Origin of the sequence: Pseudonocardia sp. C8 (assembly GCF_014267175.1) — a bacterium.
Taxonomy (GTDB): Bacteria; Actinomycetota; Actinomycetes; order Mycobacteriales; family Pseudonocardiaceae; genus Pseudonocardia.
In genome coordinates this window covers 2,464,445-2,485,593 of the sequence record NZ_JACMTR010000002.1, presented here as the reverse complement: position 1 = coordinate 2,485,593, position 21,149 = coordinate 2,464,445, and the positions used below count along the sequence as shown (strand labels likewise).

Here is a 21,149-nt window from a genome sequence, read left to right as displayed (position 1 = left end):
CGGCGGAGGTGAGCGGCCAGGTCGGAGAATGGCTGGGGATCCGCTCTGCGGACCCGCGGTTCGCGCGGTTCACCGGACACTTCACGGCCCTGCGTGCCGTGCTCGACCGGATGCTCGCGGCGATCCGGGCCGATGTGGACTCGGTCGATCCCGCTGGGCCGAGCGGCGAGGTGTACGAGCGGTGCCGGGAATCCGATGAGCGGCTCACGATCGTCCGCCGATTGTTCGAATGGTATCGGGACAAGTACGACCAGCGTCTCGATGACGCCGGTGGCCTCACCTTGCGCGCTGCCGACGAGGTGATCCGCAGCTGCTGGGCCGGAGCGTTCGGCGCCCTCGACAAGGCGGCTCCTCCCGGCCCGCTCGCCTACCTGGACGTGCGCTTCGACGCCTTGGCGACGCCACGGGTCTCGGTGCCGTCGGACCTACGTGCCGCGGACGACACGGTGATCGGTGAGTATGTCCGGGAGCTGCCGATCCCGATCGTCGCGCTGCCGGCCGCCGCCCGGAGCGAGCCGTGGTGGCTCGTCGTGGCCGCACACGAGACCGCACACCACATTCACCACGAGCTCGGCGATGATCCGATCGCGCGGACCCGCGACGCGGTGGGAGCGGTCGGCCACGTGGCCGGTGAGCACCAGCCGTGCTGGGCGGCGTGGGCGCAGGAGATCTTCGCAGATGCGTTCGCCGTTCTCAGCGTCGGTTCTGCCGCCGCATGGGCCGTCGAGGAACTGCAGCACGGCCCGCCGGGCCGGATTGCCACGATGCCTTCGGCGCGCCGTCGGTACCCCCCGCCGCTGGTGCGCACCGCGTTGCTCGGCGCGCTGGCCGAGGTTGCCGGCGCGGCCGGCGCGGGTCCGGGACCGAGCGAGGTCGGGAAATGGCTGGCGACGGTCGATCCGGCCATCGTCGAGCCACCGGTCCGTAAGTCGCTCGCCGCCCACCTCGACCGAACCCAGGCCGTGGCGGAGGCGCTGGCCACGCTCGACGTCGGCGGGATCAGCCTGCGCGAGGTGTGCGGCTGGGCTCCCGGCGTTCTCGGTGCCGACGGCCCGGTCGCGCGGTGGACGGCCGCGCTGCGCTCGGCACGGCCGACGATCCCCGGGCGCGAGGCCCCCACGGCGGCGATACACGGCATCGCCGGCGGGGTCCGCGCCTACCGCGAACTGGTCGAGGAGGCGGCCGGTGGCGGTGACGTCGCGGCTCGCCGGCACCGGCTGGCGGCGACCCTGCCTGAGCTCCTCGCCTCCTGTGGCCCGCCGGGCGTACTCGCAGCGCAGGCTCCGCCCGACACGGTGGCCGTCGCCGAGCGGTTGACCGCTCACCTCTTCACGACCGCGGGGACCAGAGTGGGGCCGTGATGCACAGGGTGGTGGTCGGGGTCGAGGAGATCGGTCCGGCCGGATGGACGGTGACGGTCCGGCTCGTCGGGCCCCACCGCGGCGCGCCGGGCACGAACCTGGTCGCCCCCTACCGGATGGCAGCGGCGGACGTCGCGGGGCGTCGGGTCCCCGCTCTGCCACCGGAGCGGGCAGGCACCGTGGCTGGGTCGCACGCGCCGCTGTGCGAGGGCGATCCCGAAGCGCTGGCCGCCCTGCTGAGTCGCATCCGACGTCGTCGGAACGACCCCGACGATGTGCGCGACTACGGTCGGTGGCTGTTCGAATGCCTGCTCGGCGAGGCCTGGGAGGTCATCCTGGGCCATCCCGACATCAGTGTGGACCATGCGGTCGAACTCGCGCTGTCCTGGCCGGCCACCGCAGCCGACCTGCACCGGATGGTGTGGGAGTCGATGCGTGACACCCGGGCGCCGCTCGCCGGCCACCCCGACATGGTCGTCGCGATCACGCGGCTGGTCCCGGCCGAACCACGGACGGTGGGCACGATCGACGGCGTGCCGTCCGTGCTGTTCGCCACGAGCGTGGCACTGACGGACCCGACGATCCGTCCGGGCGCGATGTACATGGGTCTGCTGCAGGAGCTGGACTCCGCCGGCCACTGCCGGGCGCGGGCCGTCAACGCGATCTCCGTGGCCGACCTGCAGGAGGCCTGTGCCCGATGGAAACCTGACCTGGTGCACCTCGTCGCCCACGGTGTGCTGATCGACGGCGGGCGGGGCGCGCTGATGCTGCGCGGCGACGACGGGATGGAACGGGAGGCCGACGCGGCCGCCCTGATCCGCGCGATGACCAGTACCGAGCACCGTCCGGTCGCGGTGGCCCTGTCGGCCTGCAACACGGCGGGACCCGGCGGGGCAGGTGCCGGCGAGCCTGCTGACCCGACCGACACCGCGCCACTGGCCGCCCAGCTGGTCGCCGGCGGAATCCCCGTCGTATCGGCGATGGCAGGCGAGATCCGCGAGTCGGCGTGTCGCCTCTACACCCGGCGTCTGGCGGCAGCACTGCACCGGGGGCTGCCGGTGGTACAGGCTTCGGCGCACGGTCGCCGGGCCGCGTTGATCGGCAGCGCGGAGCCGAGCACCGAGATCGACTGGGCGTTGCCGGCGTTGTTCCTCGCCGAGCACATCGATCCTGGTCAGCGCTTGATCGACGCCGAGCGGTCGGGCCGGTTGACGGCGCTGGCGAACTCGCTGCGGCTCCGCCAGGAACCGGTCTTCATCGGCCGTGCCGACATCCTCGCCCGAGCCGACGCAACGCTCGGAACCGGTGAGCCGACGGGTGTCGTCGCCGTGCTGGCGAACGGTTCGAGTGCCGGACTGGGAGGGCCGCGCCTGCTGCGCGAGATCGGCTGGCGCGCGCTGCGCGACGGGCACGTTCCCCTTCTGCTCGGGCCGTTCCAGGAGGCGACCAAGACGCCGACGCACGGCAGGGCACTCGTTCAGACTCTCCTGGACACGGCCGTCACGATGACCGAGCAGCTGGGCATCGACCCGTTCGCACCGTTGGCGCTGCTGGCCGAGCTGACTCCCGAGGAGCGGTCCGACCTGCAGGCCGACCTCGCGCAACCGGAGCCGGGTCTGGCTCGCGCGTCGATCCGGCGTCGGCTGCTGCAGCTACGAGACGCTCCGGGCGAGCTGATCGCAGCGGCGGTTCGCGACCTGCTGGCCACCGACCTCGCGCGGCTCGCGGAGCGGGCAGCGGGATGGGGCGCGCCCTTCGGGGAGCACACGCGGGTCCTCGTGCTGTGCGACGACGTGCACGCGTGGGCGGCTCCACCGCGCAGCGGCCTGCGGTTCCTGCTGGACATGCTCGATCCGGCCTACGGCCTCGGACGCCGGGAGCGGCCGGCCCCGGTCGTGTTCACCGCCTCCACGACGGAGTGCGACGGCACGACGGTGGACGAGTGGTGCCGGAACGCCACGACGGGCCTGCGTCGCTACCCCCTGGACGACCTCACCCCCGAGGAACGCGTCGTCGGCTACCAGTGGGTCCTGCTGCACCCGTGGACGGCTCGTCGTGACATCGATCCCGTCTTCGGCGGCGTCTACACGCCGAGGCCCGAGTCCGTCGCGGAGTGGGAGCAGCGACTGCGCGGGCTCGCTGGCCGTCCGACGATCGTGTGGGACCGGCTGTACGCCGCCGCGGACGAGGGAGCGTACTGGAAGAAGCTCCGCTGCGACGACGACGAAGGAGCCTGGAGCACCTACGTCGACAACAACCCGGGATACCGGCTGTGATCGCGCTCCCCGAACCGAGCACCGATCTCGACGAGCAGGTCGCCGCGTTCCGCCGCCGCAGGCTGTCCCGCTTCGCGCCGGACACGCTGCTCTGGCTGGCCGCTCTCCCGGAGTGGACCGGACCGCTGGCCGCAGCCGCCGGATTCCCACCGCCGCCGGACCCGACGCCGCTCGGGCTGCTCCTCGACCGGTTGGAGGCGGCCGGGCTGCTCACCCGACGCGACGACGTCGACACCGACGGTCGAACCATCACCGCGTTCTGGCTCCCGGGCTCCGTGCGCGGCGAGGTCGGCGAGCTGCTGCGTGCCGGTGCGTCGACGGCGGCGCTCACCGATCGGCTGCGCGCGTTGGCGGACATCCTGCGCGGCCTACCGTCGACGCACACGCAGCTCCGCCCCTGGTTGCGGGTCCTCGACCAGCTCACCGACGTCACCGGCGGCGGCCTCCTCGATGCCGTCGACGACCTGGTGGCGCACGACCGGACGACCGAGGCGCTGAGCACCGTGGGCTCCGCCCAGGCCCTCGCGGATCTGCTGGGCGGTCCGCTCGGCTCCGCGACCCGGCGCGCGCGCTGGCGGATCGACCGTGCCTACCGCGAGGCGCTCGACGCCCGGAGCCTGACCTACTACCTCAGCCGCTCCGGGCTGGAGGAATCGATCGGGCGGCTGCTCGGCGGTGACGGGTCGATGTGGGCGTTGCACCTGCTGGGGGACGGCGGTGTGGGCAAGACGATGGCGATCCGCGACCTGTGCTCGGGTCGGTTCGCGACCCGGGCCGGGATGTCGCCGTTCCCGATCGCCCGTATCGACTTCGACCACATCGACCCGCGTTACCCCGAGGACCGTCCCGGTGAGCTGCTGGCGGCACTCGCAGGCGAGCTCGCGCCGTACAACACCACGCGGGAGGCCGAGTACCGGTACCGGCACTTCGACGACGTCGTCGCACGGCTGCACGAGGCGTCGACCGACCCGGGAACGGGAGACGTCGCGGCTCTGCTCGACGACTCGGTCGAGGCCTTCACCGGGTACGTGCTGGCCTTCGGCGGCCTCGTCGTTCTCGTCCTCGACACCTGCGAGGAGCTGGCGAAGCTGCACCCGCCCGGTGGCCGGTCGGCCGCGGTCGACGCGACGTTCGCGATGTTGGAACGGATCCACGACCGCGCCCCCGTCGTGCGGGTCGTGCTCGCCGGACGTCGGTGGCTGGTGCCACCCCCCGACGGTGCCCCCAGGCACGACCTCGTCCTCGAACCGCGACCGTACCTCGGGGTCGAGCCACTCGGTGGGTTCGACCCCGACCAGGTGCAGGCCTACCTCGAGCTGCGCGACCCCCGCGACACCGTGTCGCCCGCGCTGCGGGCCGCCATCGTGGAACGCAGCACGATCCCGGGTAGTCCGACCGTCAACCCGTTCGAGGTAGCCGGCTACTGCGACTGGGCACTCGCTGAGCCCGATCTCGACGCGGAGCAACTGCGAACCGCCGCCGGCGACCCCTACGTGGAGCAGCGGATCATCGCCCGGTTGCCGTCGAGCACCGTCCGCGACAGCCTGCCGGCCGCCGTCGAGCTGGGCCGTTTCGACCGGAGCTTGATCGGCCCCGAGCTGCACCGGCGCGGAATCGACGCCGACGGCGCGTTCTCCGGTCTGGCCGCGCAGGAGTGGGTCTCGGCCGTGACGTTCGACGAGTCCGGCCGCCCGCACACCGTCGAGATCGACGGTCAGCTCCGCCCCCGGCTGCGAGCGGTGATCGCAGCCCATCCGCAACGGTTCCCGCTGGACCGGGCCCGCCTGGGTGCCGACATGGCCGCGTACCTGCGCGCCGGGCCGATGGACGAGCCCGGGATCACCGCGCTGGAGACCGCGATCCGGCTGCTCCCGGTGCACGATCTCGGGACGCTGTGGGACGAGCTGGAACGGCGGATCGTCGCCGGCCCGGCGGCGTGGTCGTGGGCCGAGCACGCCACCGCCCGAGCCGCCGCCGCCGAGCTGGCGCGTGCCACCGCGGAGGGCCCGACGATCCTGGCCGCGATCCACGCCACCCAGGCAGCTGCCGTCACACGCCGCGGGCGGCCGGGTCGTACCGCGCTGTGGGACCAGGTGGCGCGGCACGCCGGACGTCACCCCGACCCGATCATCGCCGCCTTGCTCGCTTTCCGCGCCCTCTGCGCGCGGACGGGGACCGGCGACCCGGCCGCGATCGCACGTCTGAGCCTGGTCTGGTCCGATCGCCCGGTGGGGGCTGACGACTCCGCCATCGCCGCGTTCGAGGAGCTGAGCCGCGCCCCGACCTCAGTCCCGGCCGCGCTGCGCGTGCCGCTCGACGAGCTGTGCACGTCCGCCACGCGCGACATCGCCGCCTCGGCCCGGTTGATCAGGGCGTGGCAGGGGCTCTCACGCGGCGATCTCGTCGGTGCGGTGGCCGACGTCGAGCGGGCGCTCGCACTGACCGACGCCGCACCGGTCGAGCCGCATCGCTACGCGCATTGGGGACCACCGCCAGGACTTCGCCATCGGCCCCGACTCGCCCGCATCGTCCTCGCCATGGCGCGTGGCGAAGAGCTGACTCCGCTCCCGCTGGACACGTGGCGGTCGGACGCCCTGACCGAACTCTCCGACATCGACGCCGAACGGCTCGCCTCGGCCACGATCACGGCGCGCCTGGCGTGGCATCCGGTCGACCCGGGAGTCGTCGCGCAGACCGCGGGGGTCGAGCGCTACACCCCACGGCAGCGACCGACGAGCCCGTGGCATGCGGCCGTGCCCTCACTGCAGACCACCGTCGCCCGTGCGACCGCTGCCGTGGGGGATCCGTCGGCCGCGGCCGCGGCCCTGCGCGAACGCCGGGAGCAAGCCGTCGCCGACGGCGAGGACCCGGCCACGATCGCCGACTGCGAGTCGGCGCTGATCGGGCTCTGCCGGCAGTTCCGGACGACCTCGTTCACCTCGTCGGTGCACCGGATGGCATGGGACGGCACGGGCCAGGATCGGCTCGACGCGTGGGCGACACTCGCCCTGGTAAAAGGCGAGTCCCCGCGCGAGCCCGCCGATGCCGGCGACTGGGCGACCTGGCTGCGTTCCCAGATCGCGCCCATCGGCCGAATCGCCGAGCATCCCCCGCCGCCGGGCACCTCCCCCGTCGACCGCCTCGAGTACGCGCTGTGTCATGGCCAGGACGTCCGTGATCTCGCCGCGCGCGAGCCCGCGCTGTTCGAGGCGCTGACCCGGGCCGCCATACCGACTGACCATGGACAGCGTCGCGGCCTCGCGTCGGCGCTCCGCGTCGCCGCCTTGTGCGGGTGGCCCACCGAGGCGGACACGATCACCCACGGTCAGCCGGACCGCGCCGTGGCGGAGGCCGCTCTCGCGGAGGGGGAGCTGCTGAGCCTGCGGCTGCCGGTGGCGGCGATCGGACTGTTGCGCCTCGCCGCCGACCGCGCGACCGCAGCCGGAGATCCGTTGCTGGCCGGGCGGGCGGCGACCCTTCGGGTCCTCTGCTGCGCGCGCGCCGGAGTAGACGCCGGACCGGTACCCGCGACGGACCGCGTCGCCATCGGGGCGCTGCTGCGTGCGGCCACGGACGCGACGGGGTGGGCGGACCGGGCCGAGCTGGCCGTCCGCCTGCTCGACGGCGGTCCGCTACCGCGGGCCACCGGACCGTCGCCCGAGCTCCGCGTCGACCCGCCGCAGGATCCCGTCGGGGCTGCAGCAATCCCGGTCGAGTCGGCCTCCCCCGGGTGGCCTCCGTCCGTGGCCGGCCCGATGTCGGGGCTGCCCGCAGGTCTGCCTCCCCCACCCGCGCGCCGTCCACGGTCGGATGCACCGGCGCCACCGGCGAGGTTGTCCCGGCCAGGGCGGCCGTGGGTCATCGCGACCGTGACCGCCACGCTCGTCCTCTCGGCGGTCCTGGTCGTGCTGGCCCTGAGGCTCGGAGTCGCGAGCTCGCCGCCATCCGCGCCGTCCGCGCCCACCACCGCGCCGGCGCCCACCACTGTGCCGGTGCCCACCGGCTCGAACGGCGCGACGCCGCTGAGCATCGCGGTGATCGTGCTGGTCCTCGCCGGCTCGATCGTGCTCCTGGTCCGCGCCCTGCCGTACCTCGCCCGCGGCTGGGCACACCTTCGCCGACCACGTATGGACCAGCTCGTCGTCGCCATCACCGGCAGCGGCGACCGGCTCGAGTGCCGGTTACGGGCCACGTCCGGTGCGCTCGTACTCGACCTGGCGGGCGCGGCCGCCCGACGCCCGGCCGCCACCCGGTCCATCGTCGTCCTCCTCGCCCCACGGCGGGGCGGGTCTCCCGACCCGTACGCGACCAGCGGGGCGTCTCCACCGAGCCCGCTGGGCATTCGATTCCGCCAGGCCAAACCGCCGGTGACCTGGCAGGTCTGGCCCGGTCCAGTGGCGCGTGGCACATCGATCGGGTCCGACTACCGCGGCCCGTGGCACCTGGTACCGGAGGGGCACGCAGCCCGGGCGGGCGGCGAGGTCCGGCCGCGCCACCGTGTGACGGCCGTCCAGCACCTGATCGGCGTCCCGGTGCCCACCTCGGCCGGAGTCCGGTTCCGGGTCGCCGGCGGGGCGCCCGCACAGGGTGAGTACCAGCGGCAGGGTCGCGGTACCTTCCTCGGTGACGAGCTGGTCGGACCGGACGATCTGACCCTCGACAACACGGCCCTGGTCGTGCTGCAGGCCGAGCCGGTCGACGGACCGCCCCGCCGGCTCGACGAGCAGTACGAGGGCATGGTCGATCTGGCCGCAGAGTTCCGCGACGCCGGCGCCGGTGCAGTACTAGTCGTGCCGCCGCTGCCGGACACCGTCGCGGCCGACGTCGCCTCCGCCTGCTGGTCCGCAACGGTCCGCCACGGGCACCGCACCCACCCCGTACACATCGTCGATCTCGCACTCGACGTACGGGCCCGCATCGCCGCAGCCTCGAACGCCGCCGGCGGCGCCCCGGCTGAGCGCGACGTCCTGCTGTTCGCCAACGCGCGACGAGTCACATCTCGATGAACCGAACAGGAGACCGCCATGACCCAAACCGTCGTCCAGGGGATGTGGAAGCGCATCGCCGGGTGGTTCGTCGCCAACGCGGAGCACGTGACCGTGCGGTTCATACCCGACGACGCGCCACCGATCCAGCCGTACGCCGGTTACCTGCGGATGTGGTTGGCGGAAGGGTTCCTCGGGCTGGCGCGCACGTGGGGAGCCGACCGATTCCCGCTGCTGCACGGCGGAGTGTCACTGACCTTCCTCGGCTCGGAGAGGGCGACGTTCACCACCCTGAACCGCCCACCCGACGCGTGGCGCGCACCGGGCGCCCAGCTCAACTTCCCGATCACGACGTTGCTGCCGTTCAACGGTGGAACCGTCGAGGTCGAAGCCGCACTCTACGAGGCTCGCGAGGATGGGCCGCTGGGCACGGCGATCGATCTCCTCGGCGGGTTCGCCGCCCTGATGGGGCCCCCGCTGGCCACAGCCGCCAGCATCGCCGAGAAGGTCTCCGAGGGACTCGACACCGTGGTGTCTGCAACCGGCAGCGCGCCGGCACTGGCCCTGCACGCGACGATGGTCAGCCCCGGCGGTGGCCCGAACGTCCTGCGCCCCGGACACCTCGTCGTGTTGAACAGCAACGAGGCTGGTCTCGCCGGGGTGCCCGAGATCCACAACGGACAGTTGAATCTGCGTAGCGCAACGTCGTGCGAGCCACCTGTCGGACTCGACTACCTCGTCGTCCGGATCGAGTGCCGCACCGAGCGCGACGACTGGCGGTTCCCCGAGCTGGATCTTCTTGTCCGCACCGCCGGCGACGCCCTGATCCGTGGGCACCGTGACACGTACGACGACGTACGCAAGAACGCGATCGCCCGCGCATGGAACAGCGATGACCTCACCCCCGGCGACCGCAGACGCGTCGCCCTGCTGGTGGCCGACGAGCTCGACGCACTCGACCGGCACGGGATCGTGCCCGGCGCCGACCGGTCGTTGAGCGACCTCGCCAGCACGCGGCTCGCGCACCCCGATGATCCGCGACTGCGCGATCTCACGCTCGGCGGGCTGCTCGGCAGCGGCCGATGACGATCGCGATGGCCGGACGATCGCCGCTGGTCACTGGCGCGCAGGGCCGGTTGAATGTCGCCGGCCCGGCCCGACGTCGCCGACGTCGGACGGTCGGGTACCGGGAACAGTTGTTGAACAGGGGCCCGACCCGCGCCACGAGCCTGCGCGAAGCGTGACCGTTCCCGCACCGGCCGACACCACACCGCCGAACTTCAGTTCCGTCATAGCAGCTCCTGCGTCCGGACATGGTCCCGGGTCCAGGTGTGAGCACGGCAGCACCCGCGTGTCCTCAGTGAGCAGGCGGGCCACGGCGACCAGCCGCACGCCGGCCGAGACGACAATGAACGTCTACGGCCACACGACCTGGATACCCAGCGCACTGCACTCGATCAGCTGGACGAGGAGCTGGGCGGATGACGCCGTTGCTGTCCCAGAAAGCTGTCAGGCCGGGTACCGATGATCTCGATACCCGGCCTGACCTGCGTCGGGACGACAGGATTTGAACCTGCGACCCCTTGACCCCCAGGAAGCTCCTCACCGACGACCAAGGCCCTGACCAGCAACAATGGTCGCAGATTGCCTCCACACCGGTCGCACGATTCGCACCACGCACCCGTCGTTCGCACCACGACCGGCACCACGCTGCTCTGCAGGAAATAAGCCGCGACAGTTCACCTCCTCCAGCCGTGCAGATCGACATGAAGTTCGAGGCCAAGATCCATCAGATGCTCGTGCTCTCATCCGAGGCCGCGACCTGGACAGGGCTGACGCTACGCCAGGCAACCTGGCGCACGGGGACGATCCTTCACCGGGCCGGGCAGGTCGCCAGCTCCGGCGGACACCGCGTCAATGCCCGTCCGGCCGGTCTGCGGCGGCGCCCATGGCCGGCGGCGTGCCGGGTTCCGGGGCGGGGTCGCCGCGGCGGACGGCGGCGAGCAGCATCTGCGAGACGTCCTGGACCTTGACGGCCTCACCGGCGGTCTGGTTGACGCCGTCGGTCATCATCGTGCGGCAGAACGGGCAGCCGACCGCGAGGGTGCCGGAGGGTTCGCCGTTCGAGCCGGCCTGGGTGAGGGTCTCGGCGGCCTCCTCGGCGCGGGTGAAGTTGATCCGCTTGCCGATCCGCTCCTCCATCCACATCCGGGCGCCGCCGGCGCCGCAGCACATGGACCGGTCGGCGTGCCGGGGCATCTCCGACAGCGTCGCGCCGGAGGCGCCGACCAGGGCGCGGGGCTCTTCGTAGACCTCGTTGTGCCGGCCCAGGTAGCAGGGGTCGTGGTAGGTGACCGGGCCGGAGCCCTCCCCGGCCGGAGCCGACACCGGCATCAGCTTCCTGTCGCGGACCAGCTTGTTCAGCAGCTGGGTGTGGTGCACGACCTCGTAGTGCCCGTCGAGCTGCGGGTACTCGCGGCCCAGGGTGTTGAGGCAGTGCGGGCAGGTCGTGACGATCTTGCGGGTGCCCGGCTCGCGGCCCTCGAACACGCCGTTGAGGACCTCGACGTTCTGCTGGGCGAGCATCTGGAAGACGAACTCGTTGCCCGAGCGCCGGGCCGGGTCACCGGTGCAGGTCTCCTCCGGGCCGAGCACCACGAACTTGGTGCCCGAGCGGTGCAGCAGCTCGGCGGTGGCCTGGATGGTCTTCTTCTGGCCGTCGTCGAACGCGCCGGCACAGCCCACCCAGAACAGGTACTCCGTGTCCGGCGACAGCTCGCCGTCGAACACCGGGACCTCGAAGTCGAGGCCCTTGGTCCACTCCAGGCGGTCCTTGGCGTTCTGTCCCCAGGGGTTGCCCTTGTTCTCCAGGTTCTTGAACAGCGAGTTGAGCTCGGTCGGGAACTCGGACTCGATCATGACCTGGTAGCGGCGCATGTCCACGATGTGGTCGACGTGCTCGATGTCGACCGGGCACTGCTCGACACACGCCCCGCACATCGTGCAGGACCACAGGATGTCCGGGTCGATCACACCCAGGACGTCCTGGCCGCCGATCAGCGGCCGCTCGGCCTCCTTGCGCGCCGACTCCGGGATCGCGGCCAGCCGGGCCGCCGCGTCGTCGCCGGTGATCCCGACCTCGTCGCCGGCCATGTCCGTGGACCCACCGGCCAGCAGGTACGGGGCCTTGTCGTATGCGTGGTCACGCAGCGCGTTGACCAGCAGCTTCGGCGAGAGCGGCTTCTCGGTGTTCCACGCCGGGCACTGCGACTGGCACCGCCCGCACTCGGTGCAGGTGGTGAAGTCCAGCAGCCCCTTCCAGGTGAAGTCCTCCACCCGGCCGGCCCCGAACACGTCGGTGTCCGGGTCGGCCTCCTCGAAGTCCAGCGGCTTGCCACCCGACATCATCGGCTTGACCGCGCCGAGGGCCTTGTAGCCGTCGTCGTTGCGCTTGAAGTAGATGTTCGGGAACGCGGTGAACCGGTGCCACGCCACCCCCATCGTCGGGGTCAGCGCGATCACGATCAGCCACACCGTCGCCGAGAGCACCTTCACCGTGGCGAACATCGTGACCAGCGTCGGCGAGGCCGGCAGGACCAGCCCGAGCGCCTTCGACACCGGCGCCGACCAGGTCGGCACGTCGAACACACCCAGCGCCTCCTTGGCGCCCCGCACCACCAGGATGCCCAGGCCCTCGAGGAACACGATCGCCTCGACGAAGTACGCCCGGCCCTGGTGCGAGCCGTAGAACCGCGACAACCGCCCCTGCGTGCGCGGGCTGTTCAGCTGGCGGATCACGATCAGCACGGCGATCCCGACGACGGTGCCCACACCGAGGATCTCCACGAACAGGCTGTAGAGGCTCCACTCGCCCAGCAGCGGCAGGTGGTACGTCGGGTTCCACACCTCGACGAACGCCTCGACCAGCGCCAGGAACAGCCCACCGAAGCCGACCATCACCAGCCAGTGGAAGACCCCGACGTGGCTCCACTTGAGCATCCTGGTGTGACCCAGGGTCTCGGTGAGCATGGTCGCGAACCGCGGCCCGAACGGGCCGGTCCGCGTCGGGTCCAGCTGGCCCAGCCGGATGATCGACACCATCTTCGCGACGGTGCGTGCGACCAGCACCACCGCGACGATCGCCGACACCACCGTGACGGTGCCCAGCGTGTACTGCACCCAGGTCATGTGCATCTCCGTCCGCAGACCGTGCCGGATGCCGCGACACCGACCGGAGTCGCGCCTTGTCGGTGAGCCGACATCAGCCCTTGCGCGTGGTGACCTCGTCCTGCAGCTGCGGTGCGACCTTGAACAGGTCGCCGACGATGCCGAAGTCGGCGATCTCGAAGATCGGCGCCTCCTCGTCCTTGTTCACCGCGACGATCGTCTTCGAGGTCTGCATCCCGGCCCGGTGCTGGATCGCACCGGAGATCCCGAGCGCGATGTAGAGCTGCGGCGACACGCTCTTGCCGGTCTGGCCGACCTGGAACTGCGGCGGGTAGTAGCCCGAGTCCACCGCCGCCCGCGACGCCCCGACCGCGGCACCCAGCGCATCGGCCAGGCCCTCCACGACCGAGAAGTCCTCGGCCGACCCGACACCCCGACCACCGGAGACGATCACCGTGGCCTCGGTCAGGTCCGGGCGCGACCCGCCCTGGAGCGGCTCGCGGCCGGTCACCGTGGCCTGCCGCCCGGACACCGCCGGCACCTCGACGCCCTCGCGGGCCCCGGCACCCGCGGTGGCCTCGACGTCGACCGCACCGGGCCGCACCGTGATCACCGGGTGCGCGGTGTTGGCCTTCGCCTCCGCGGTGTAGGCGCCACCGAAGATCGAGTGCTGAACACCCTCAGCAGTCACCCCGACCACGTCGGAGAGCAGCCCGGAGTTCGTGCGCACGGCCAGCCGGCCGGCGACCTCCTTGCCGTTCGCCGACGCCGAGATCAGCACCCCGGCCGGGTCGACCGACCCGACCAGGGACTCCAGCACCCCGACCTCGGGGGCCAGGAAGTCGGTGGAGTCGGTCTCGGCGACGTAGATCTTCTCCGCGCCGTGCTGGGCCAGCCCGTCGGCCAGCTTGTCGGCCACGCCGGCGGCGCCCACGACCACCGCGGACGGCGACCCGAGGGCCTTCGCGGCGGTCAGCAGCTCGTAGGTGGTCTTCTTGACATCCCCGTCGACGTGGTCGACGAGAACCAGAACCTCAGCCATGACTCTCTATCTCCAAACCAAGCAGGTAAAGGGGTACCGCAGGTGCTCAGACGAGCTTCTGGCCGACCAGGTACTCGGCGATCTTCGCGCCGCCGTCGCCCTCGTCGACGACCTTCTCACCGGCCTGCTTCGGCGGCTTCGGCGCCGAGCTGGTCACCGTGACCAGCGCGTTCGCCAGCCCCACCTGCGAGGACTCGATCCCGGCCCCGGCCAGGTCCAGCTTCTCGACCGGCTTCTTCTTCGCCGCCATGATCCCCTTGAACGAGGGGTAGCGCGGCTCGGTCGACTTCTCCCCCACCGACACCACCGCCGGCAGCCCGGCCGACAGGTGGGTCACGCCGTCGTCGGTCTCCCGCTTCACCGACACCGTCGACCCGTCCACCGACAGCTCGTTCGCCCACGTCAGCGCCGGCACGCCGAGCAGGTCGGCGACCATCGCCGGCACCGCGGCCACCTGCCCGTCCGAGGCCGAGTTCCCGGCGATCACCAGGTCCCAGCCCTCGACCCGCCCGATCAGCGACGCCAGCGCCCGCGCGGTCTGCACCGCATCCGAACCGTGGACCGCCTCATCCGACAGGTGCACCGCCGAGTCCGCGCCCATCGACAGCGCCTTGCGGATCGCGTCCGACGCGCCGTCCGGGCCCATGCAGACCACGACCACCTCGCCCTCGCCGGCGGCCTCCTTCACCTGCAGCGCCTGCTCCACAGCACGCTCGTTGATCTCGTCGATGACCGCCTCGGTCCCCTCCCGGTCGAGGGTGTGATCAGCCTCGGACAGCTTCCGCTCCGAGTAGGTGTCAGCCACCTGCTTCACCAGGGCCACGATCTTCATTTCGACCTCCTGCACGTCGATGGGGCAGCCACGATCGGGACGCCGCGCCGCATCACGGTGACGGGCCACTCATCCCGGACCGGATCGATGCCTTAGATTACGCATTATGTATGATCCTGTCGTCGTATGGCAGTCGAGGTCACACTGCCGACACCGACGACCGACACCGACGACCCGGCGGGCGACACCACGTCGGAGCGACGACGTCCGGCACGGCCGGTCGGCCGACATCCCGGAGGGTGCGTGCCATAATCGACATTGATATATATCATGCTCAGATCTCGATGAAGGGATTGGGCGAGCGATGGCCAAGGACGTGATCCGTATGCGTGACAACTCCTCACGGCGCCAGCAACTGCCGGAGGAGGTCGCCGGCTACGTGCGGGAGCTGATCCTGTCCGGCGAGGTCCGGCCCGGCGAGTTCCTCCGCATGGAGCCCATCGCCGAGGCCGTCGGGGTCAGCAACACACCGGTCCGCGAAGGCCTGCTCACACTCAGCAGTGAGGGCTTCGTCGAGCTGGTCCCCCGTCGCGGCTTCGTCGTCGCCCCGGTGTCCCAGCAGGACATCCGTGATCTGTTCTGGACCCAGGCCCAGCTGGCCGCCGAACTCGCCGCCCGCGCCGCCAAGAAGATCACCTCCGAGCGGATCGCCCGGCTCGAGGAGATCGACGAGGAGTTCCGTGCCGCCGAGGACGCCGGGGACCACGAGGCCCTCGGCGCTCTCGGCCACCAGTTCCACCGCGAGATCAACCTCGCCGCCGACTCCCGCCGGCTCACCCTGCTGCTCAGCGCCGTGGTGAAGCACCTGCCGAACCGCTTCTACGCCTCGATCGAGAGCCAGGTCGCCGCCACCCACAACGACCACCCCGAGCTCATCGAGGCTCTCCGCAGCCGCAGCGTCCGCAAGGCCCGCTCGCTGACCGAGAAGCACATCCTCGCCGGCGCCGACGGTGTCATCCAGCTGCTCGAGCAGCGGGGCCTGTGGGACGCCCGGGAGTCCGCCTCGTGACCGACCGCCCGCTCGCGGGCCTGCGGGTCGTGGAGTGCGCGAGCTTCGTCGCAGGCCCGACCGGCGGGATGACCCTCGCCCAGCTCGGCGCCTCGGTGATCCGCATCGACCCGATCGGCGGCGGCCCCGACCACGGACGCTGGCCCGCCGCCGGGCACGGCACCGGCCCGTCCTACTACTGGGCCTCGCTCAACCAGGGCAAGCGCTCGATCACCGTCGACATGCGCTCCGACGAGGGCCGCGAGCTCGTGCTCGCCCTCGCCACCGCTCCCGGCGAGGACCGCGGCGTGCTCGTCGACAACGTCGTCGGCCGCCGCTGGATGGCCAACGACGTCCTCACCGCACGCCGGACAGACATGATCCACGTCCGCGTCCAGGGCTACCCGGACGGCCGGCCCGCCGTCGACTACACCGTGAACGCCGAGGTCGGCATCCCGCAGATCACCGGCAGCGAGGAAGGTGGCGCCCCGGTCAACCACGTGCTGCCCGCCTGGGACCTGGTCACCGGCCTGACCGTCTCCACGACCGTCCTCGCCGCCCTGCTCCAGCGCGCCCGCACCGGCCGCGGCGTGTACTCCGAGATCGCCCTGTCCGACGTCGCGCTCGCCGGTGTGGCCAACCTCGGCTGGCTCTCCGAGGCCGCCGAGCTCGGCCACGACCGCCCCCGCCACGGCAACCACGTCTACGGCAGCTTCGGCACCGACTTCGCCTGCTCGGACGGGCACCGCGTCATGGTCGTCGCGCTCACCCCCGGCCAGTGGACCGCGCTGGTCACGGTCACCGGAACCGACGCCGTCTTCAGCGCCCTGGAGAAGGCCCTCGACGCCGACCTCACCGACGAGACCGAACGCTACCGGCTGCGCGACACCATCGCCGCCGTCCTCAAGCCGTGGTTCCTCGCCCGCGACTCGGAGACCGTCGAATCCGAGCTGAACCACGCCCGCGTGCTGTGGGGCCAGTACCAGCCCATGACCCACGTCGTCGGCGAGCACCGGGCAGGCAACCACCCGCTGCTCGCCGACCTCCCGCTCCCCGGTGGTCCCACCGCCGTCACCGCCCGCACCCCCATCCGCTGGAACGGCGAGCACGGCGAGCCCGGCACCGCGCCGCAGCTGGGCCGCGAGACCGACCAGGTCCTCGCCGACGAGCTCGGCCTGTCCGCCACCGAGATCGGCGCGCTGCACGACCGCGGCGTCATCGGCTGACACACGCACGCGCACCCAGCGGCGGCGCAACCTCACCCTTCCCGTCGTAGCACACACAATATATGATGTGACGACACGACAGCTCGATGTGGAGCGAGGCGACATGAACGACCTTCCCCCGGTCGAGGACGCAGCTGCCCGGCTGGTGGCCGACCTGACCTTCGACGCGATCCCCGAGGACGCGCTGACCGGTGCCCGCCGGTTGATGCAGGACCAGCTCGGCCTCCAGGTGGGCTGCGAGGCACTCCCGTGGAGCCGCGCGGTCGTCGAGCTGGCACGGAGCCGGCACGCCCCGGGCCGGGCCCGGACGGTCGTCCACGGCGACCGCATGAGCCCCGGCGACGCGGCGTTCGTCAACGGCACGCTCGGCCACAGCTTCGAGTACGACGACGCCCACCGGGCCAGCTCCAGCCACCCCGGCAGCTGCGTGGTGTCCGCCGCGCTGGCGATCGGCGAGGAGGACGACCTGACACTGCGCGAGGTCCTGCTCGGCATCGTCGCGGGGTACGAGACCTACACCCGCATCGGCGTGCTCGCCGCGCCGGAGCTGCTCGAGCGCGGCAACCACCCGCACGCCCAGCTGGCACCGTTCGGCGCCGCCGCCGTGGTCGCCAAGATGCGGAACTACGACGCCGAGCAGACCCTGCACGCGCTGTCCATCGCGATGAGCCACAGCGCCGGCACCACCGAGTACACCTCAGCGGGGGGCTCGGTGAAGCGGCTGCACGCCGGGATCGGCACCCGCAACGGCATCCTTGCCGCCGAGATGGCCGCGGCCGGGATCACCGGCCCGGCCTCGTTCCTGACCGGGTCGAAGGGCTACCTCGCCTGCTTCGCCGGCCGCGCGACCGGAGACGACGCCGCGGAGGCCTTCTCCCCGGACCGCACGTTCGAGATCACCCGGCTGTGGATCAAGCCGTACTGCTGCTGCGGGTGCAACCACGCCTACCTCGACGCCGCCCGGACGCTCTCCGGCAGGGCCGAGGACATCGAGGCCGTCGAGCTGGGGATCCAGGCCGGCGCGGACGTCGTCGTCGGGAACCGCAACGCCCACGCCTGGGCGCCGCAGACCATCGAGCAGCTGCAGTACAGCCTGCCCTTCCAGGTCGCGCTGGCCCTGACCGGCCACGGGAACGGCTACTCGACCCACCACGCCTACCTCGACGGCCGGCTGAAGCTGACCGACGACAGCGACGTCGCCGGCGTCGCCCGCCGCATCACCATCGTGCCGAAACCCGAGCTGGACTCCGGCTACCCCGGCAAGTGGGTCGGGGACATCACCGTGACCTACACCGACGGCACCCGCGAGTCCGCGTTCGTGGACAACCCGCAGGGCACGGCGGAGAATCCGATCTCGCAGGACGACCTCGACGCCAAGTTCCGGGACCTCACCGTCGAGCGGCTCGGTGCGGAGCGCAGCGAGGAGCTGCTCAGAGCGATCGTCACCGGGGATCCCTCGCAGCCCGCCGCCGCCCTCGTGGACCGGCTGGTGCTGTGACCGTGACCGATCGAGTGAGGACACCATTGTCTGAGAAGCCACCGTCGCAGAAGCCCCTGACCGGTATCCGCATCCTCGAGGTCGGCGGCTACATCTCCATGCCGATGGGCGGGGCGCTGCTCAGCGCGCTCGGCGCCGACGTCGTCAAGGTCGAATCGACCGCCGGTGACGACTTCCGCCGGCGCGACAACGACCGCAGCACCTACTTCGTCCAGGTCAACGCCGGCAAGCGCAGCCTGAGCGTAGACCTCAAGCGGCCCGAGGGCCTCGAACTGGTCAAGGCACTCCTCCCCCGCTTCGACGCGCTCCTGGAGAACATGCGCCCGGGCAAGCTCGCCGCGCTCGGGCTCGGGCCGGAGGTGTGCGCGGAGCTGAATCCGAACCTGATCATCAGCTCGACGAGCGGGTTCGGTGACGGCGGGCCGCTGCGCGACCGCCCGGCGTACGACACGATCGGCCAGGCGTTCGGCGGCCTGTACTCGATCCTCGGCGAGCCCGACCACGCGAACCTGACCGGCACGATCCTGGCCGACGTCGTCACCGGGCTGACCACGGCGAGCGGAGTGCTGGCCGCGCTCGTCGGGCGCGGCCGTACCGGGCGGGCGACCCGCGTCGACACCTCGCTGATGGAGTCGGTCAGCGTGCTGGCCACCGACGCGCTGAGCCAGTACTTCGACACCGGCGCGGACCCGACCCGGCAGACCCGGCACCCGCAGGCGCAGAACTTCTGCATGCCGACGGCGTCCGGCGAGAGCATCGCCGTGCACCTGTCGTCGTCGGAGAAGTTCTGGCGCAACCTCTGCGCGGCGATGGAGCGGCCGGAGCTGGCCGAGGACCCGCGGTTCCACCCGTACCGGGTGCGGGAGGACAACTACTTCCAGCTGGTGCCGATCGTGGAGGCAGTCTTCGCGACGAAGCCGCTGCACGAGTGGGAGGAGATCCTCACCGAGTACGACGTGCCGTTCGCGCCCGTGCTGACGATGTCCGGCTACGTCGACCACCCCCAGACCAAGTGGCTGGAGCTGTTCGAGCCGGGACCGCGCGGGATGCAGCTGCTGCGCCCGCCGTGGCGGTTCGACGGCGCGCGGCCGGACCGTGGCCGGCCGACCCCGCGGATCGGGGAGCACACCCGCGAGATCGCCGGCGAGGTCTACGACGCCGCCCGGATCGACGAGCTGGTCAGCGCGGGGATCCTCAACGCCGACGGCTGACCCCGGAACGCACGACGGCCCCGCCACCGGAGATCCGGTGGCGGGGCCTCGTCGTGCCGGCCGTGCCGGCCCGGCCCGGCCGGATCGGGCCGGTCGGGCCCGGACGCCGGCGGTGCGGGATCAGCCGCCCGCCGCCTGCGCCTGCGGGGTGAGCGGCTCCAGCAGCACGGCGGCCACGTCGTCGCGCTTCTCGAGGTGCAGCACGTCGGAGATCATGGCCTCGACCGTCCGGTCGGCGAGCGGGAGCGCCGAGAACGGCACGCAGGAGCGGAACTTGGCCACGAAGTCCTGCTCGTCGAACGGGTTGTCCGGGTGCCCCTTGACGTACACGTGCTCGGTGGTGATCGTCCGCCCGTCGTGCAGCGTGGTCCGCAGCCGCGCGCCCCAGTCCGGCATCGCCGGGTCCTCGGTCGCCCGGATCCGCCCCATCAGGGCCCGGACCTCCGGGTTCGCCCGGGCCCGTTCGGAGTAGGACTGCACGAACACCACGCCGTCGACGGCGGCCGTCGCCACCACGTAGGCCAGGCTGAACTGGCACTCCGGCACCGTGCGGGGCTCCCACTTGACGTCGACCGGCTCGCACACCGCCCGCCACCCGGGGGTGGACACGTCGATGTGGATGCTCTCGATGTCGCCCGGCCCGAAGCCGTGGTCACGCATCTGCTCGACGATGCCGTCGATCGACGAGTGCGAGAAGTAGCAGGCGCTGTGGCCCTTGGTGGTGATCCGGGTCATCTCCCAGCGCTCCCCCAGGTCCCGGGTCAGCGCGTCCGGGTCGGTCTCCCAGCGGACGGTGCGCAGGAAACCGTTCGGCCCGGTCAGCACCTCCTGGCGCGGGCCGGTGATGCCGCGCCGTGCCAGCAGGCACGCCGTGATCGCGGACTGGCAGACCAGGCCGTGGTGCACCCGCACCATCAGCGTCGCCGGGGCGTAGATCCCCATCGTGTGCGGCTGGGTCATCGTCCGGGCGATCCCCTGTGCGTTCTCGAGCTGTTCCTGGGTGAACCCGAGCAGCTTGCCCACCGCGGCGACCGCTCCGAAGATGTAGTGGCCCCCGCAGTCGTTGTCCTTCACCGCCCGGCTGATGACCTTGTAGGCCGAGCCGGCACGGACCAGGATCTCCTGGCCGACCACCAGCGCCGTGAGGAACTCCCGCCCCGTCACCGCCGGCCGCAGGCCGGTGGCGGCGAGCAAGCTCGCCACGATGTACTCGCTGATGTGCCCGGCCTCCTCGTGGAGGTCACCGCAGTCCATCGCTCGAGGCATCGGGCCGAGCGCCAGGGCCGCCTCGGCGGCCGGGACCCGGCCGCCGTAGAACGGCAGCACCGTCTCCGGCTTGCCGCCCTTGTCCCGCACCAGCTCCACGATCTGCGGAATGCCGTCCATCCCGGAGCCCCCGATCGTCACGCCCATGGCGTCGAGCAGGGTGTGCCGGGCGTGCCGGAGCACCTCGTCCGGCAGGTCGTCGTAGCCGGTCTGCACCACCATGCGGCACAGCGTGCTCATCGGGTCCTCGGACCCGGACCTCTCGAACCTCGGCATGGCGTCACCTCTCGTGACGGA

At 71.8% G+C, this 21,149-nt stretch carries 12 protein-coding genes; 8 read left to right on the top strand and 4 right to left on the bottom strand.

Features of this window, described 5'->3' with window-relative positions:
- Nucleotides 1-8: 8 nt before the first annotated feature.
- The 4 genes from H7X46_RS12190 to H7X46_RS12175 all read left to right on the top strand — a co-directional run bounded on the left by H7X46_RS12190 (nucleotide 9) and on the right by H7X46_RS12175 (nucleotide 9,708).
- Nucleotides 9-1,361 (top strand): hypothetical protein, encoded by a 1,353-nt coding sequence (locus tag H7X46_RS12190; protein ID WP_186359517.1) that lies wholly within the window; start codon nucleotides 9-11, stop codon nucleotides 1,359-1,361.
- The gene (locus H7X46_RS12185; RefSeq protein WP_255426523.1) at nucleotides 1,361-3,637 is read left to right on the top strand and encodes a CHAT domain-containing protein; all 2,277 of its coding nucleotides are present in this window, start codon (nucleotides 1,361-1,363) and stop codon (nucleotides 3,635-3,637) included. The genes H7X46_RS12190 and H7X46_RS12185 overlap by 1 nt, the downstream gene beginning before the upstream one ends.
- Entirely contained in the window at nucleotides 3,634-8,643 is a 5,010-nt protein-coding gene (locus tag H7X46_RS12180) for a hypothetical protein (RefSeq protein ID WP_186359515.1), read from the top strand. The genes H7X46_RS12185 and H7X46_RS12180 overlap by 4 nt, the downstream gene beginning before the upstream one ends.
- An 87-nt stretch (nucleotides 8,644-8,730) precedes the next feature.
- Nucleotides 8,731-9,708, top strand: a complete 978-nt coding sequence (locus H7X46_RS12175; protein WP_186359514.1) for a hypothetical protein — start codon at nucleotides 8,731-8,733, stop codon at nucleotides 9,706-9,708.
- An 828-nt stretch (nucleotides 9,709-10,536) separates the two neighbouring features.
- On the opposite strand, the gene H7X46_RS12170 is transcribed toward H7X46_RS12175, so the two are convergent.
- The 3 genes from H7X46_RS12170 to H7X46_RS12160 form a co-directional block, all read right to left on the bottom strand.
- Nucleotides 10,537-12,810, bottom strand: a complete 2,274-nt coding sequence (locus H7X46_RS12170; RefSeq protein WP_186359513.1) for a (Fe-S)-binding protein — start codon at nucleotides 12,808-12,810, stop codon at nucleotides 10,537-10,539.
- 73 nt (nucleotides 12,811-12,883) lie between these two features.
- On the bottom strand, nucleotides 12,884-13,831 hold the full coding sequence (locus H7X46_RS12165) for an electron transfer flavoprotein subunit alpha/FixB family protein (RefSeq protein WP_186359512.1): 948 nt from the start codon (nucleotides 13,829-13,831) through the stop codon (nucleotides 12,884-12,886).
- A 46-nt stretch (nucleotides 13,832-13,877) separates the two neighbouring features.
- Nucleotides 13,878-14,663 carry an electron transfer flavoprotein subunit beta/FixA family protein gene (locus H7X46_RS12160; protein WP_186359511.1) on the bottom strand — a complete coding sequence of 262 codons (786 nt, stop codon included), beginning with the start codon at nucleotides 14,661-14,663 and terminating at the stop codon, nucleotides 13,878-13,880.
- A 325-nt stretch (nucleotides 14,664-14,988) separates the two neighbouring features.
- Here H7X46_RS12160 and H7X46_RS12155 point away from each other — a divergent pair, with 325 nt between their 5' ends.
- The 4 genes from H7X46_RS12155 (at nucleotide 14,989) to H7X46_RS12140 (ending at nucleotide 19,586) form a co-directional block, all read left to right on the top strand.
- Nucleotides 14,989-15,672, top strand: a complete 684-nt coding sequence (locus H7X46_RS12155; protein ID WP_222131285.1) for a GntR family transcriptional regulator — start codon at nucleotides 14,989-14,991, stop codon at nucleotides 15,670-15,672.
- Nucleotides 15,669-16,877, top strand: coding sequence for a CoA transferase (locus tag H7X46_RS12150; protein WP_186359509.1), 1,209 nt, complete (start codon nucleotides 15,669-15,671; stop codon nucleotides 16,875-16,877). Before H7X46_RS12155 ends, H7X46_RS12150 begins: the two co-directional genes overlap by 4 nt.
- Nucleotides 16,878-16,944: 67 nt before the next feature.
- The gene (locus H7X46_RS12145; protein WP_222131284.1) at nucleotides 16,945-18,375 is read left to right on the top strand and encodes an MmgE/PrpD family protein; all 1,431 of its coding nucleotides are present in this window, start codon (nucleotides 16,945-16,947) and stop codon (nucleotides 18,373-18,375) included.
- A gap of 26 nt (nucleotides 18,376-18,401) precedes the next feature.
- The gene (locus H7X46_RS12140) at nucleotides 18,402-19,586 is read left to right on the top strand and encodes a CaiB/BaiF CoA-transferase family protein (protein WP_222131283.1); all 1,185 of its coding nucleotides are present in this window, start codon (nucleotides 18,402-18,404) and stop codon (nucleotides 19,584-19,586) included.
- A 120-nt stretch (nucleotides 19,587-19,706) separates the two neighbouring features.
- On the opposite strand, the gene H7X46_RS12135 is transcribed toward H7X46_RS12140, so the two are convergent.
- Entirely contained in the window at nucleotides 19,707-21,128 is a 1,422-nt protein-coding gene (locus H7X46_RS12135) for an MmgE/PrpD family protein (protein WP_186359508.1), read from the bottom strand.
- Between the last annotated feature and the right edge of the window lie 21 nt (nucleotides 21,129-21,149).

Coding starts and splice junctions, on each gene's coding strand:
- H7X46_RS12185 (WP_255426523.1), top strand. CDS start 1,361: ATGCACAGGGTGGTGGTCGGGGTCGAGGAGATCGGTCCGGCCGGATGG.
- H7X46_RS12170 (WP_186359513.1), bottom strand. CDS start 12,810: ATGACCTGGGTGCAGTACACGCTGGGCACCGTCACGGTGGTGTCGGCG.
- H7X46_RS12165 (WP_186359512.1), bottom strand. CDS start 13,831: ATGGCTGAGGTTCTGGTTCTCGTCGACCACGTCGACGGGGATGTCAAG.
- H7X46_RS12160 (WP_186359511.1), bottom strand. CDS start 14,663: ATGAAGATCGTGGCCCTGGTGAAGCAGGTGGCTGACACCTACTCGGAG.
- H7X46_RS12155 (WP_222131285.1), top strand. CDS start 14,989: ATGCGTGACAACTCCTCACGGCGCCAGCAACTGCCGGAGGAGGTCGCC.
- H7X46_RS12135 (WP_186359508.1), bottom strand. CDS start 21,128: ATGCCGAGGTTCGAGAGGTCCGGGTCCGAGGACCCGATGAGCACGCTG.